Consider the following 14379-nt stretch of genomic DNA (forward strand, 5'->3'; position numbering starts at 1 on the left):
GATCACATAATATTTAGTGGATCTACATCTATTGTCAAGCTAACAGACTGCGGACAAAGCGATCGCACTTCTTCCCAATCGGGCAATTGTGGCAATGCATCGGGGTCAAATTTAATCAATATCTGCCAGCGATAACGATTAGCTACTCGTAAAATACTCGCTGGTGCTGGGCCCAATATCTCGAATTCTTCTTGGGTACTCAAAGCTGTGGCGATAATTTGGGCTGTATTTTGCACTTGAATCGGATCGAGACTACTTAAGCGCAACAAAATTAACCGCCCATATGGGGGATAATTGAGTGCTTGGCGTTGGTCTAATTCAGTTTGAGAGAAAGACTGATAATCGTGCGATCGCACTGCTGTAATTACCTGATGCTCTGTAGTATAAGTTTGCACAATAACCCTACCCGGATCGTCGCCTCTACCAGCACGTCCAGCTACCTGAGTTAGGGTTTGAAACGCCCGTTCACTGGCGCGATAATCTGATAAATTTAGCAATCCATCAGCAGCAACGACGCCCACAAGTGTCACCTGGGGTAAATCTAAACCTTTGGTAAGCATTTGCGTTCCTACTAATAAATCTGCTTCGCCGTTGGCAAACTGGGTAAGTAGGGTGCGGTGTGAGCCTTTATTGCGAGTGGTATCGCTATCAAAACGAATCAAGCGTAACTCAGGGAATTGTCGCGCTAATTCCTGTGTTACTCGTTGAGTACCACTACCGAAAAATTTCAGGTAAGGTGAACTGCAATCGGGGCAATATTTGGGATGCGATCGCGCATAGTTACAATAATGACAGCGCAATAATTCTGGGGCTTTTTCTTCGGTGTGGTGATACGCTAACGACACATCACAGTGCGGACATTCCAACACATATCCACAACTGCGACAAGATACAAAAGTACTGTGTCCCCGGCGATGGATAAATAAAATCCCCTGTTGTTTTCTTTCTTGTAACTGTTGCAAAGCTTCTTGCAGCGATCTACTAAATATAGAACGATTTCCCTGCTGCAACTCTTGCCGCATATCGACTATTTCCACTGGCGGTAGTGGGCGCGAGTTGATACGTTCGGGCAAACTTAAGTAATAATTCCTGCCTCCTGCCTCCTGATTTAAAAGTGATGAGTTAAAATTCCTTTCTTGTCTCCCCTCTCTGCTTGCACAGAGGGGGCTAGGGGGTGAGGTTCCAACGCTTACCCAACTCTCCAAGGAAGGCGTAGCGGAACCCAACACCAAAGGACAATTTTCTAACTCTGCTCGCCACTGTGCGACGGTGCGGGCGTGATAGGTGGGGATGGGGGAGTCTTGCTTAAAGCTGCTGTCGTGTTCTTCATCTAAAATGATTAAACCCAATTTAGGTAAAGGAGCGAAAACGGCGCTGCGGGTACCAATGACAACTTGAGGTTCTCCTGTGAGCATTTGCCGCCAAGTGTCGTAACGTTCACCATCTGAGAGGGCGCTGTGATAGACGCTAACCTTATTGCCAAAACGGGCACGAAAACGATCAGTTAGCTGGGGTGTGAGTCCAATTTCTGGGACTAAGACAAGGGCGGATTTGCCTTGATTGAGGAGGGGTGCGATCGCTTGCAAATATACTTCGGTTTTTCCTGAACCTGTCACCCCATGCAATAAAACTTGAGCAAATCCATCTAATGTCTGAATTGTTTCTAAGGCGCTAGCTTGGGCAGCAGTTAAGGATTTAGCACCATCGCCTACTACTACTGGGCCCTGTTCGGTTCGCAATACTTCTCGTTCTTCGATAACGATGTAACCCTTTTGAGTCAACGTCTTGAGGATAGAGAAACTAGCATTGCAAATTTGCAGTAATTCATTTTGCCACAACTCCCCACCACGCCGTCGTAGTACTTCCAAAATCTCTCTTTGGCGAGTAGTTAAGTCGTGGTCGATTATACCTATGAGCGTGACTGCTTTTTGCAGCTTTGGTCGAGTCAGTCGTGGTGGTTCTAAGTAGCTTTCTATTAAACCGAATCGCAACAACTCGCGAATTCCTCGATAAGCAGATTTGACTTTTTGTTGGAGGTAGACGAAACTGTAATCTCCCGCTGGCTGTGCTTGTAAAAGTTCCCAAATTTGCCGCGCAGTTGGAGTCAGGAAAGTTGAAGGATTGGGAGATGCAAGTAAATAATTACTCCCCTCTGCCCCCCTGCCTTTAATGATCCGGATACGACGCTGCGATCGCCCCAGCAACCCTGGTGGCAGAGCAACCCGGATCACTTGAATCAGGGGCGTATAGTAATATGCAGCAACTCGATTGAGTAATTCCCAATAAGCACTTGGGAAAAATCCAACGCTGACTATATCTTCTACTTCCCGGATTTTTTCTGGTGCTAAATCGACATTTGGTTGTGCCAGTAACCGAATAGCGATCGCTCCTAATTGTTGTGCCCCAAATGGCACACTCAAAATATCTCCTGGTTTTATTTTTAACTGGGCTGGCAATCGATAAGTAAATAGTCCTGTACTTCCTGGACAGTCTACCAGTACTTCAACCCACCTATTAAGAGTTGCACCTGACTGGTATGATTCACTAGCTTGGGCTACCACTAAAGGAGATAAATTTACGTCATTAATATACATAATTGCTGACTTTATAGTTAGAGATTTTCTTTACCTAGCTGGTCAAAATTAACCCAGCTAAATAAACTCTATTTTTTTGCTTTTTTAAATTTAAATAGTATTTCTCAATACTGTTATCATTCATAATACTTGATAAGTTTCCTCTTATGTAATCTACTAGACAAATTCGTATCAACTATACATGCAATAAATATTTGGTGCCCACTATACAAATAAAAGCATGTCGGCTCTTGCTGCAATAGTTGCTCTATCTACTAAATAGGGAGTAGGCTTTTTCCGCCTATCGATAGATATTCAACCCTTTCAGCATATGAGATGCTTTTATACAAGTAAGATCATGCCAAAATTAAGCTGCCATTATTGTAATTTGTCTCATGTGGAGAACTTTAAATCGAGAATGCATAATCCCAGCACCAGGTTTTCTATTTATCCAGTGACTTCCAACGCCTAAACATTAAAATTATTTAGAAAAATATATGAAAGTTTAAGAAATTTGGATGGTTAGCTGAAATTTTTAAATTTGTTAGGTTTGAGAAAGTTTGAGAGGGTTTGACATATTTGATAATTCAGAAAAAAATGAAGAATATATCTGTTGGGAGCCTGAAAAGAAAGTTTTGTTGGGTGCTAAGGTCAGTTTCGTTATAGGTTGTATCTAACCGTAATCTATAGTTTGTAGGTAGATACAGATTTTTATTCCTGAAAATAAATTAGCAGAAGCTTGGATTTTGCTATAGAAATGGGTGCATTCGTCCCTTAGGGAAAACTACCAAGCCTCAACCGAGTAGCTGTAACTAAATTATGTAGCAAACAAAGCAACAATCCCTAAAGGAAACTATGAATATTGTTGAATTGGGAAAAATGGAAATACTGGAGAATGCTGCTGATAGTGAAGAACCATCACTCGATAGTTTAGATACAGTGGCAGAGGAAGAGTCTCCAATTGTAATAGAAAATCTGGAATCAGAGGAACGCGATGGAGATGAAATGGCGGCGGCTCGTCCTTCGGGATACAATAAAACCGAACATGATGATGCCGTAGGCGCGTTTTTTAAAGAAATGGCGCGTTATCCGTTGCTAAAAGCTGATGAAGAGGTAGAGTTAGCGCGGCGAGTCAGGTTTGTAGAGGAAGTTAGGGAATTACAAGCTGCCTTACATTTAAATCTGGGACAAGAACCTAGCAAACTAGAAGTGGCTTCCGAGCTAGAAATGACCGAAAAGCAACTAGAAAGTCGCTTATATCAAGGTAGAGTAGCGAAACGCAAAATGATTCGCTCGAACCTGAGATTGGTAGTTTCTATTGCCAAGCGATATCTGAATCGCGGAGTGCCTTTTCTGGATTTAATTCAGGAAGGAGCAATGGGTTTAAATCGCGCTACAGAAAAGTTTGATCCCGATAAAGGATATAAGTTTTCTACTTACGCCTATTGGTGGATTAGACAAGCGATTACCAGAGCTATAGCTAATGATGCGCGGACAATTCGGCTACCTATTCATATTGTTGAAAAGCTTAACAAGCTGAAAAAAGCCCAACGGGAACTCAAACAAAAACTCTGTCGTAATCCTACCGAAGGTGAAATGGCAGAAGCTTTGGAAATTAGTGTGCAACAACTACGCCAGCTACAACAGCTACGGCGTCAAGCACTTTCTCTCAACCACCGTGTCGGTAAAGAAGAAGACACGGAATTGATGGATTTGCTAGAAGATGAAGATAACCTGTCTCCAGAAGCAAAAATGAATGAAAACATGATGCGTCAGGAGATTTGGGAAGTCTTGGGTGACGTGTTAACTCCACGAGAGAAAGATGTGATTTCTTTGCGTTATGGTTTGACAACCAGCGAACCTTGTACCTTAGAAGAAGTTGGCAACATGTTCAATCTTTCTCGTGAACGAGTGCGACAAATTCAAAGCAAAGCCATGCGGAAATTGCGGCGTCCCCATATAGCTAAACGTTTAAAAGGTTGGTTGATTTAATTACATTGATGAAGATAGAGATGCAAAACCTGAGCTAATTAGCTCCACTAACGAACATAGATAAAATAAAGTGCAAACCTTTAAATTTTTTAAGGTGTGTTACGAACATTTGTCCTAACGCACCTAAAATTAAGGATAGTGCTGTACTTTTGGCGATAACACACCCGACAAAATTTGCTCTCTATTAAAGCCACATTCTAACGAATTTAAAGAGCTTGTATCTGTATATTTCTTGAGCTTCAGCTATAGCAATTCGCAAAAACCAGGCGTCTTGTATCTTTTTTCGGCTTTTGTTTAATCATTACTCAAAAAAACTTGCACAGTTGCCTATAGACTATGGACTATGAACTATGGACTATAGACTAATGACTTCGTGTAGTAATTTGATTGTGCGTTTTGCTGAACCAGCCGATTACAGCGGACTGTTTAAATTAATTGAGGGGCTTGCAGAGTATGAAAAATTATCTCATGCTATTACTGGCAATGCTCTGTCACTTAAGGAGCATTTATTTGGTTCACGGAGATATATAGAGGCAATCTTAGCTGAATCTGCGGGTCAAGCTGTTGGTTTTGCCCTATTTTTTCATAATTATTCAACATTTCTAACTAAGCCAGGAATTTATCTGGAAGATTTATTTGTTTTACCAGAATATCGCAGGCAGGGTATTGGTAAAGCTCTGCTTACTAAAGTAGCCCAGATAGCTGTAGAACGTAATTGTGGGCGGTTAGAGTGGAGTGTGTTGGATTGGAACGAATCAGCCCTAGCATTCCACCGTAGTATGGGAGCATCTATATTAGATGATTGGCGAATTTGTCGTGTTACAGAAGATGTGCTTACTCAGTTAGGATCTGTGAAATAAAAAATAAAGGATGAAGTATAAAAGATAAAACGAGGCAATTTTTATCTTGAATATTTCATCCTTAAATTTTGATCATCTATTGGTTTAAAAGTATTCAAACTGACATAAATTTTTATTTTAATCATCAGTGTAGATGTATACTCCTGCAAAGAAGCAAGCTACGCGTAGCATCTCAACATCACTCCGTACTCACAACTCTAAATTTACAAATCTGAACATTCAAAATTCAAAAAAGTTTAGGGTTAAGTTTGACAGCTTGTCATTTGACTATGGCAGCGGCTCAACTGACAATCATGGAGGACATTGCACCGAATAAGCCGTTATTCCAGAGAGAACACGAAATGAAAAAAATTATTACAGTAATGCTGTTGTCAGGCATAGCAATCTTCACCTTTGCCTTCAGTAGTCCAGCATTGGCAGCAAATGCTGTTAGTGGAGCTAAAGTATTTAGTGCCAATTGTGCCTCTTGTCATGCGGGAGGTAAGAATCTGGTTCAAGCGCAAAAAAACCTGAAGAAAGATGCTTTGGAAAAGTATGGTTTGTACTCAGCAGAGGCGATTATTGCCCAAGTTACAAAAGGTAAAAATGCCATGCCTGCCTTCAGCAAACGTTTGAAACCTAACCAAATTGAAGATGTAGCGGCTTATGTGCTTTCACAAGCAGATAAGGACTGGAAGTAGACTAAAATCTAACTTCAATAATTAACAATTAGCGGGATAAAAAGCCCCGCTAATTTTAGGGTTGCCAAAATTGTCAAATAGGATGCTTATCCAAAAAAAGCCACAGACTTATATGCTTTGGGTACAACCTTGATTTGCTTTTAGCTGAAGACTCATTTACAACTGTACTAATACTACTAATATTAGGATTTGGGACTAGTGGAGGAACTGGGATAATAGCAGGCTTTCTCAATCTATTAGTTTTGTTATCACTTACCGGAAGCAGTCTACCCACACTTTCTATACTGCTTTATTCTCCCCTAAAATAATGTAGGTTAATTACTAGATATCGCCAGTCTGAGGAATCTTTAATCAAACTGTAATGAATACAGATACCCGACTTATTTAACAAGTCGGGTAGTCTTTTTGGTGAAGAAGATAAGATGCCACTCTCTTTTTTTGTGGCTAACTTAAGAATCTGATCGCCTATTTTTGCAAAGCGTTAATTTAGTGCGGTAAGCGATAGCTATGCCGTCAGGCTTATCGCTTTTACCAAAAGTTAGGATATATATAACAAATGAATATAAGTTAATCTATGCCTACCAAACAAATCACAGCGTATTTCAACTTCCTGTCTTCTGAAGACATTAGACTCAAAGATTCAAGAATTGGGATTGAAACAATTCTTTATGAATACATTGATTGTAAACGTTCTCCAGAAGAAATTGCCCAAATTTATCAAACAATATCTTTAGAGCAAGTATATGCAACAATTCTTTATTATCTGCAAAATAAATAAACTGTCAGTGTTTACATGAAAAACTGGATAGAACATGGTCATAGAATGAGAGAACAACAGCGGCTTAATCCCCTACCAGTGTCAGAAAAACTGCGCCAACTCCGAATTGAAAGACAAGCTAAACAGTAAGCATAACACTGCAATATCTGATTGATGAAAATGTCAATCCTATATATCCAAATCAAATTAGGCTAAGAGAACCTGATATTGCTATCAAAGTGGTAGGAGAATCAGGAACTCCACCAAAAAGTACACTCGATCCAGAAATTCTGTATTGGTGTGAGGATAATAATTTGGCAGCAAAACTGCGAGAGTTAAATATCGACCCAGATACGATTTAGACTACTGTGATCGCATTATAATTATTCTTCTATTTCAAAATTAACTTCTTGATAAATATCGCTGAAGGGAATTTGAAAACCTATTGATTTTAGTGATAATACAGCATCTACTGATTCGTATTCAGTTAATACCCATTGCCCTTCAGCATTTTTATTAAACTGCTCAACAAAATATTCATATTGATTAATCATAATATATTCTTTCAGTGTCGCAATAGAACGATAAAATCTAAATTTATTAGTTCGATCATGATTCTCTGTCGATTTTGATAATACTTCCACAATCATTATGGGATTGGTGACTGTAGTAGTGCCAGTTCCCTCATATATTGGTTCTCCCTGAATAACCATGACATCAGGATAAGTGTAGATACGATAACGGTGTATCCACAATTTGACATCACCCATGTAGATTTTGTAATTTTTACCCCGCATCGTAAATTTAAAATTGGCGTAAAAATTACCTGCAATTTCATTGTGATTAGTTGTGCCACCAGCCATAGGAATTATTTCCCCGTCTCTATATTCATTTTTGGATTCTGATGTCTCCTCTAGTTGTAAATATTCCTCTGGAGTGTAGTATTTTTTTGGTGTTTGTGTTTGCATAAAAACCATATCTGTGAAATATAAATTACTGAGGATAATGCTTGGCTAAAAACTCTTCAGCCTCAGTCTTATCTGTAATCACTCCATCCAAAGTAGCAGCAACTAAATCATCTAATATTTGCCGATACTGGGGCCCTGGTTTGTAACCAAGTTTCTTTAAATCATTGCCATTCAATAGCGGCTGCACATTCGCCCAAACAGTGAAATATTCCCAAATCTGATGTCTAATCTCTCGCGGACTTTGGACGGCGATTAAAATCAGCATTGGTAAATCATAGTGTCGCAGCAACTGCACTACTTGACTGGGGCGTTGCAAACTGGGTAATAATGTCATCACTTCAGTTTGCACTTGAGCTAAGTTCTTTAGCCTAGCAATGCTATCCTCTGGCAATTGCAGATTTTTTGCTACTTTCACCCGATATTGTGGTGCTAGCTGGGCGATTAACGTTTCTAAGCGCATTTCCCAATGGATAAGAGTTGGTTGCGGGTCAAATCGCCGCAAACAGCGTTCTAGCAAACGTAATTGTCGCAGGAGTTCTGCGTCTAGTTTCAGGGTAGGATGGATACATTGCAATGCCCCTAAATTATCGAGTAACTGCAAAGCCAATTTCCAGTAGGGGGCTTCGAGGATGTACTTTAATTCTGTTTTCAGTCGAGTTTGCAGGGCTGGAGTTCTGCTATTCTCTTGAGCAGTGCGATCGTAAACACCACTGTTGATGGCATAGCGGATAAACTCTTCAGTTTGCGGTTCTATCTGAAATCCAAAGCGCACGGCAAAGCGCACACCACGATAAATGCGGGTGGGGTCTTCGATAAAGCTATTGGCGTGTAAAACCCGAATTTGCTTGGCTTGTAAATCGATTAACCCGCCAAAGAAATCGAGTAATTCACCAGCACGGGGGGAAGTGAGGCGCAAGGCGATCGCATTGATGGTAAAATCTCGACGATACAAGTCTTGACGAATGGAACTCGCTTCAACTTCTGGATTCGCTGCTGGATAAGGATAGAATTCTGTTCTAGCGGTGGCAATATCTACCCATAAAGAATCTAATTCTGGGTCTTTGTGCCATAACAAAGCAGCAGTTTGAAAAGCCCCGTGGATTTCTAAGCGAGCAGCAGGGTAAAGTTGTTGGAGTGCCTTTGCTAATTCCACACCAGCACCGACATCAGCTGATTTATGAAAGCCATCAACCACAAGATCAATATCTTTAATCATCAAGCTGCCTGCTGCGTCAGCTAAGAGCAAATCCCGCACCGCACCCCCCACTAGATAAAGATGCCAACCCCGTTTTTCTGCCTCTACTGATGCTTTAGTGAGCAATTGCCACAGTTGCGGAGCAAGTTTTTTCTCCAATTGAGGGAGACTAAAATTACTTTTCCCCCCTCTTCTTTTCTCCCTGTCTTCCCCTCTTCCCTTCTTTCCGTCTCTTTCTTGATGTAATTCCCTCAATACATCAGTACGGCTGACAATACCAACTAACTGACCGTTCTCCAATACTGGCAAACGTCCAATATCGTATGTCACCATTAGCGCTTCAATTTCTGGCAGTGTCGTATCTGGTGTAATTGTTTTAAGATTTACTGTCATGTAACCTTTGACTGGTGCATGATTAAATCCGTGGTGCAAGGCGATATCAATATCCCGCCGTGAAATAATACCTACCAGTTGTTTTTGAGCATCAACTATAGCTAAACCAGAATGTCCATAGCGTAATAAAATACGCTGGGCTTCGGCAATTGTGGTTTCAGGCAGAATAGTGCGGACAGGAGAGGACATCAAATCCCTAGCTGTGGGGGGATGGGGAATTTGTGCTTTTACACCCTCAAGAAGTTGTTTTAATATTGCCTGCGAATCTACTTTGCGTAGGTTCAACGATGCGGCTTGCGAATGACCGCCGCCGCCCAAAAGTTGGAATAATCGGTTGAGATTTGTTTTGGGAATTTGCGATCGCCCAATTACAGTTAAGCGTGAATCACTTTCACCCAAAGGATATTCATTGGCTAATAGTATGGCATCAATTTCAGTTAATTCCACGAGTTCCGAAGCCAGACTTGATAGCCCTGGCACAAAACCATCTGTTTTCAGAGTTACCCAAGCAACCGTATATCCGCGTAGACAAAGATATTCTAAATTTTCCAGTGCCTCAGTTAATAGCTGCTGCAATTGAGGAGATAAACCAGGGTCACGGTAGGTGGAAATTACCGACAGACTGGCACCTTGTTCCATTAACCAAGCCAAAGCTAGGGCATCTCGTGGTGTGGACTGGTCATATGTTAAGGAGCCAGTGTCAACATGGATACCCAAAGCCATCACAGTTGCCTCGGCAGGAGTCAGGGAAATTTGCTGTTGTTGCAATTGCTCCACAATTAAAGTTGTCGTAGCTCCTACTGAGGAAATATGCGATCGCGTGGCGGGAATATCTGATTCTTGTCCTAAGTGATGGTCATAAACTATAATCTCTCTTACTTCGGGTAAATCTAACCACTCAGCAGCTTTACCCAAGCGATCGCGCTGTTGTGTATCCACCACAGTCAAAGAACGAATTTTTTCTGCATTCACCGAACGGCGTTCAATCAGCGAATATTCATCCCGATGCAATGCCAAAAAATCCCGTACAGTAGGGTGAGAACTGCCAGTCAGCACAATCTTACTTCCCGGTAGTAAATGTGTTAACCCTACAGCTGCTCCTAGTGCGTCAAAATCTGCTGTTGTGTGGCAAAGAATTAAATCCATAGTTAAGAAGTCATTAGTCATTAATCACTTGTACTGAGCTTATCCTGAGCGTCTTGCCCTGAGCGCAGCCTCTCCAAGAGTTGTATTAGTCATCGGTACTTAGACAAAAGACAAATGACAAAAATGTTGCAATTTCTGGTAGCTTAAAAACAAGAAAATAGTCTCAGTGTCCCTCTTTAGCCAAAATGGACAAAAGCCTCACCCTTTAACCTTCAGAGTCAGCACTCTAATTGTCAAATATTCTGAAATAGATGATCAGGGCGTTGTATGATTTAATTGGTTACTCGCCGCCACGGTCGTTGATACACCTCTGGATAGCCCTCTGGGAAACCTACGTGAAACGTTGGACAACGGGAAACGAGTAGGCATCCTTTCAAAGAATGCAAATTTACCATTGGTTGACACATCAGTGCATAAGTCATGAGCAATTCATCCTGTGTCGTAAAATTTGTGGGGTACGAAAGGAAGAAAAAATCAAACTGTCGGCCGTGGGGCATCACGAGGACATAAAACCAGAGCTTCTGGAGTGTCCTATGCAATAGCAAGAGTCATACTCGTTGCCTACACTGTACAGCTTACTGTTAGTGTAAGACATATTACTATTTCGCTGTATTGGGAGAAGCAAAAATGACCATAATATTCCAGTTTGCCTTGATAGGTTTAGTTCTGTTGTCTTTTGTCCTGGTTGTTGGCGTCCCCGTTGCTTACGCCACCCCTCAAAATTGGGTTGAATCTAAAAAGCTACTCTGGATTGGTTCTGGCGTCTGGATTGGTTTGGTATTTTTAGTTGGTTTGTTAAACTTTTTTGTCGTGTAGGCGACGGCTTCACTCTGGCGCAGGCACATAATATAAGAATAAGAGGAGCAGAAAAGCCAAGGTCAAAGACCAAAGGAAAAAAGGAGAAATTTTTTCCGATTTCCTTTTTCTGACTGTGCTTTCCTGCTTCTCTACATTTAAATAAGAAATGTATATTGGCCAGAAGTATAGTTGATTAAGAGGCAGTCATGGCAGTTTTCGAGGGAACTTTTACCCAAACGGAGCCTTTGCGGTTTGCAGTGGTGATTGGTCGATTTAATGACCTAGTTACCGGAAAGCTGCTAGAAGGATGTCAAGATTGCTTGAAACGCCACGGTGTAGACCCTAACCCCCAAGGTGATCAGGTGGACTATGTTTGGGTTCCGGGAAGTTTTGAGGTACCTTTAGTAGCTCGCCAACTAGCACTTTCCCATCGTTATGATGCTGTAATTTGTCTAGGTGCAGTCATTCGAGGGCAAACACCCCATTTCGATTACGTATCCTCAGAGGTTTCTAAAGGCATTGCTGCCGCTAGCTTTCAAACTGGTGTACCAGTAATTTTTGGCATTTTGACAGTAGACACTATGCAGCAAGCCTTAGAACGGGCAGGCATAAAAGGTAATCATGGCTGGGATTATGCCCTCAATGCCCTAGAAATGGCAAGCCTCATGCGGCAACTGCGTTCTAACTTGGCAGAGCCATATTCTCATAATAGCCAGTCTTTGCCAGCCTCTTTTCAAAGTGCCAGCATAGGCAATTTAACTGCGGAGTCAGAAGAAGTGGGCTAGTACCGCTGCGCGGAAGTCAAAAGTCAAAAGTCAAAAGTCAAAAGTCAAAAGAGTTGTATTCCTTGCTCTTGCGCCATTTTTTAGACTCAGAGCGGCTTCCCGGAGGGTATGGTTGGTTTATTTACGCGCCCGCTGTACTAGGTTAGTCATTAGTCATTTGTACTTCGGCTTACCTCGGCTACTTCGACTCCGCTCAGTACAAGTTTGCTCGGCATAAGTCGCTCAGTACAAGTGACTAATGACTAAATTAAGGGGTTGACAATTAGAGATAAATTTGAGATACTAATGTATGGTTATTGATTGCGGGTATAGCTCAGTGGTAGAGCGTCACCTTGCCAAGGTGAATGTCGCGCGTTCGAATCGCGTTACCCGCTTCCAACTAAAACCTCTTGGAGTTAAAAATCCCAAGAGGTTTAGTGTTTTTAGGGTGCATTGAACAACAGGTAAGGGAGCAGGTAGCTTTCTAAGAAGGGGGACACTTCGACCCTTCTCTTCTTAGTGGGCGTTCGCTTATTTTGAAACTCTAAGTTGAATTAAAGCCTTAATTCAAAAGGAAAAGGCTATTTTTAAGTAAACAGTCAATCTTAAGTAATATTTACTATTTTCGTATCAGGTTCCCAGAAGCGTCTATTTAAGGTGTAGGGAAGTACAAATCATAAAAATGGCTAAAACCTTGTACGAGCCAAAAATGCCTGAATTGACTGAATAGCTTAGATTACAAGCCCTGTTAGGCTTAATTAAATTTTCGGTTCAAAAATGAACGAACGGACAGTTCTTAGGCTGTGCCAACGACAAGCTCCCTTACCTCGGCCTACCTCGACTTCTCTACGAGACGCTCTTGCTAGCTTGCTTCCCCGGAGGGGTACGCTCGGTACAAGTCGGCATCGCAAGCTCAGTGACCACCGCACCTGTTGCGTTAGCTTCCCACTCTTTACGAAAACCACGTGACGTGAAGTGGGGGACTCAGACCCATGTTTAGCTCTGCTCCACAGCAGTTGTTGAGCTCCACTCTTGTTAACCGCTTCCAATATGGACACATTGAGCAAACAGTTCGTCTACTCTGCCAATGTGAATGTCGCACACTCAAATTGCCTTGCCCGCTTGCTAAGAAATATAAAACCCAGCTTTAGAGTAGTCTAGATATGGATTACCTTGGCTACAATCTTTATAGGTGTAATTAATTCATTTTGTATAGGGTATATTACACTGGACTAAAGGTGGCTAGTTAAATAGTAGTGTAGTCAGGTGCAAAGCGTCTTTTAGCAGTGAAGTTAGCCACAATCTATTTGGGGAAAGAGTCACACACACCCTCTGGATGTTTTGGCAATTCCCGCTATTGAAACGCTTGTGAACTGCAAGGAATAGAGATTAGACGTAATCCCGATCTAACCTTGATAACTGGATAGTAATATATAGTGACCCAAAGGAAAATCTAGGATTTGTTGGTGTCTGTTGTTTATGAGCGTAGCTTCCCAAACGATTTGTTTTAGGAGTGGTCGCCACGTAGGCCTAAAATTATACCAGGTGTGTCAGCACAACTATAAAATGCCCAAAAACGCAACCACATTACCTTGAAAGCGACAGATGAAGAGAAGGAAATTTTTAAACAAGATTGCCAGCTACGGGGAAAGACTACAAACAGATGACTCCGTACTGATGTGGTAGTTGTGATACTTGAATTTGACTGAATCTACTGTTTGCAATCATGGCGATGTTTGCATCGTCAGTGCATCGATATAAAGAGAGAAGCCTCCAAGGCATTTACCAAGGGATTATATTCTCGCTGTTTGTGTAAAACACGCTCAAGTTATTAGACCGCTTGTGCAATCTCAAAAACCCGAAAAAATCGACTTTAATACCGAATACCCCTGTCCCTGTCGTCGCCGGGGTCAGTTAATTCCGATTACGCTGACAGAAGCATTTGGTTGCGATCGCTGTCAGCAAATCTTTGTTGTAGAAGATAATGGTCATGTCCTAGAACAGCTTTCTACCAGCTATCCCTACAAGCGGGCTTGGCGTTGGATGGGAAATAGTTGGCATGTTGTTCATCCCCGCTTGGGAGAAAGCTATTTGCCTATAGCGCTAGGCATTATTTTCGTGCTAGTGATTATATGGCTGCCATTAGCACTACGATTGGCAAATGGTTCCAGCATTATTGCTTGGGCAATGGTGGCGGTGCTGTTGGCTATCCTACCAGCAATAATGGTCTGGCTTACCTACAGACGTTAACTC

Annotated in this window: 12 protein-coding genes and 1 tRNA gene; 9 read left to right on the plus strand and 4 right to left on the minus strand. The window is 41.7% G+C overall.

The window, feature by feature from the left end:
• Positions 1-2: 2 nt before the first annotated feature.
• Positions 3-2594 (minus strand): primosomal protein N', encoded by a 2592-nt coding sequence (priA, locus tag V7K48_RS33470; RefSeq protein ID WP_335079439.1) that lies wholly within the window; start codon positions 2592-2594, stop codon positions 3-5.
• An 834-nt stretch (positions 2595-3428) separates the two neighbouring features.
• On the opposite strand from priA, the gene V7K48_RS33475 reads away from it, so the two are divergent.
• From V7K48_RS33475 to V7K48_RS33495, 5 genes are all read left to right on the plus strand, one after another.
• Positions 3429-4565: an RpoD/SigA family RNA polymerase sigma factor gene (locus tag V7K48_RS33475; RefSeq protein WP_335079441.1), complete on the plus strand. Its 1137-nt coding sequence runs from the start codon at positions 3429-3431 to the stop codon at positions 4563-4565.
• 365 nt (positions 4566-4930) lie between these two features.
• The gene (locus tag V7K48_RS33480) at positions 4931-5425 is read left to right on the plus strand and encodes a GNAT family N-acetyltransferase (protein ID WP_335079443.1); all 495 of its coding nucleotides are present in this window, start codon (positions 4931-4933) and stop codon (positions 5423-5425) included.
• A gap of 341 nt (positions 5426-5766) precedes the next feature.
• Positions 5767-6105 carry a cytochrome c6 PetJ gene (gene petJ, locus V7K48_RS33485; protein WP_335079599.1) on the plus strand — a complete coding sequence of 113 codons (339 nt, stop codon included), beginning with the start codon at positions 5767-5769 and terminating at the stop codon, positions 6103-6105.
• Between the two features lie 574 nt (positions 6106-6679).
• Positions 6680-6883, plus strand: coding sequence for a DUF433 domain-containing protein (locus V7K48_RS33490; protein ID WP_335079445.1), 204 nt, complete (start codon positions 6680-6682; stop codon positions 6881-6883).
• Between the two features lie 218 nt (positions 6884-7101).
• Complete coding sequence (locus tag V7K48_RS33495) at positions 7102-7224, plus strand: hypothetical protein (protein WP_335079447.1); 123 nt, start codon at positions 7102-7104, stop codon at positions 7222-7224.
• 21 nt (positions 7225-7245) lie between these two features.
• Here V7K48_RS33495 and V7K48_RS33500 read toward each other — a convergent pair whose 3' ends face one another.
• The 3 genes from V7K48_RS33500 to V7K48_RS33510 all read right to left on the minus strand — a co-directional run bounded on the left by V7K48_RS33500 (position 7246) and on the right by V7K48_RS33510 (position 10986).
• Positions 7246-7830 (minus strand): Uma2 family endonuclease, encoded by a 585-nt coding sequence (locus tag V7K48_RS33500; protein ID WP_335079449.1) that lies wholly within the window; start codon positions 7828-7830, stop codon positions 7246-7248.
• A gap of 25 nt (positions 7831-7855) precedes the next feature.
• The gene (locus tag V7K48_RS33505; RefSeq protein WP_335079601.1) at positions 7856-10564 is read right to left on the minus strand and encodes a CBS domain-containing protein; all 2709 of its coding nucleotides are present in this window, start codon (positions 10562-10564) and stop codon (positions 7856-7858) included.
• 272 nt (positions 10565-10836) lie between these two features.
• On the minus strand, positions 10837-10986 hold the full coding sequence (locus V7K48_RS33510) for a hypothetical protein (protein ID WP_335079450.1): 150 nt from the start codon (positions 10984-10986) through the stop codon (positions 10837-10839).
• Positions 10987-11191: 205 nt separating this feature from the next.
• Between V7K48_RS33510 and psbZ the strand changes: the two genes are divergently transcribed.
• The 4 genes from psbZ (at position 11192) to V7K48_RS33530 (ending at position 14376) form a co-directional block, all read left to right on the plus strand.
• Positions 11192-11380, plus strand: coding sequence for a photosystem II reaction center protein PsbZ (psbZ, locus tag V7K48_RS33515; RefSeq protein ID WP_335079452.1), 189 nt, complete (start codon positions 11192-11194; stop codon positions 11378-11380).
• Positions 11381-11568: 188 nt separating this feature from the next.
• Complete coding sequence (ribH, locus tag V7K48_RS33520) at positions 11569-12147, plus strand: 6,7-dimethyl-8-ribityllumazine synthase (RefSeq protein WP_335079454.1); 579 nt, start codon at positions 11569-11571, stop codon at positions 12145-12147.
• 302 nt (positions 12148-12449) lie between these two features.
• Positions 12450-12521 (plus strand) — tRNA-Gly (locus V7K48_RS33525).
• Between the two features lie 1447 nt (positions 12522-13968).
• On the plus strand, positions 13969-14376 hold the full coding sequence (locus tag V7K48_RS33530; RefSeq protein ID WP_334972754.1) for a hypothetical protein: 408 nt from the start codon (positions 13969-13971) through the stop codon (positions 14374-14376).
• Positions 14377-14379 lie beyond the last annotated feature (3 nt).

Origin of the sequence: Nostoc sp., from assembly GCF_036919615.1 — a bacterium.
In the GTDB taxonomy this organism is placed as follows: Bacteria; Cyanobacteriota; Cyanobacteriia; order Cyanobacteriales; family Nostocaceae; genus Nostoc.

Bases quoted from the DNA above. Each gene is read 5' to 3' on its own strand.
- priA (WP_335079439.1), bottom strand. From the start codon at position 2,594: ATGTATATTAATGACGTAAATTTATCTCCTTTAGTGGTAGCCCAAGCT.
- petJ (WP_335079599.1), top strand. From the start codon at position 5,767: ATGAAAAAAATTATTACAGTAATGCTGTTGTCAGGCATAGCAATCTTC.
- psbZ (WP_335079452.1), top strand. From the start codon at position 11,192: ATGACCATAATATTCCAGTTTGCCTTGATAGGTTTAGTTCTGTTGTCT.
- V7K48_RS33480 (WP_335079443.1), top strand. From the start codon at position 4,931: ATGACTTCGTGTAGTAATTTGATTGTGCGTTTTGCTGAACCAGCCGAT.
- V7K48_RS33490 (WP_335079445.1), top strand. From the start codon at position 6,680: ATGCCTACCAAACAAATCACAGCGTATTTCAACTTCCTGTCTTCTGAA.
- V7K48_RS33475 (WP_335079441.1), top strand. From the start codon at position 3,429: ATGAATATTGTTGAATTGGGAAAAATGGAAATACTGGAGAATGCTGCT.
- ribH (WP_335079454.1), top strand. From the start codon at position 11,569: ATGGCAGTTTTCGAGGGAACTTTTACCCAAACGGAGCCTTTGCGGTTT.
- V7K48_RS33510 (WP_335079450.1), bottom strand. From the start codon at position 10,986: ATGACTTATGCACTGATGTGTCAACCAATGGTAAATTTGCATTCTTTG.
- V7K48_RS33505 (WP_335079601.1), bottom strand. From the start codon at position 10,564: ATGGATTTAATTCTTTGCCACACAACAGCAGATTTTGACGCACTAGGA.
- V7K48_RS33500 (WP_335079449.1), bottom strand. From the start codon at position 7,830: ATGCAAACACAAACACCAAAAAAATACTACACTCCAGAGGAATATTTA.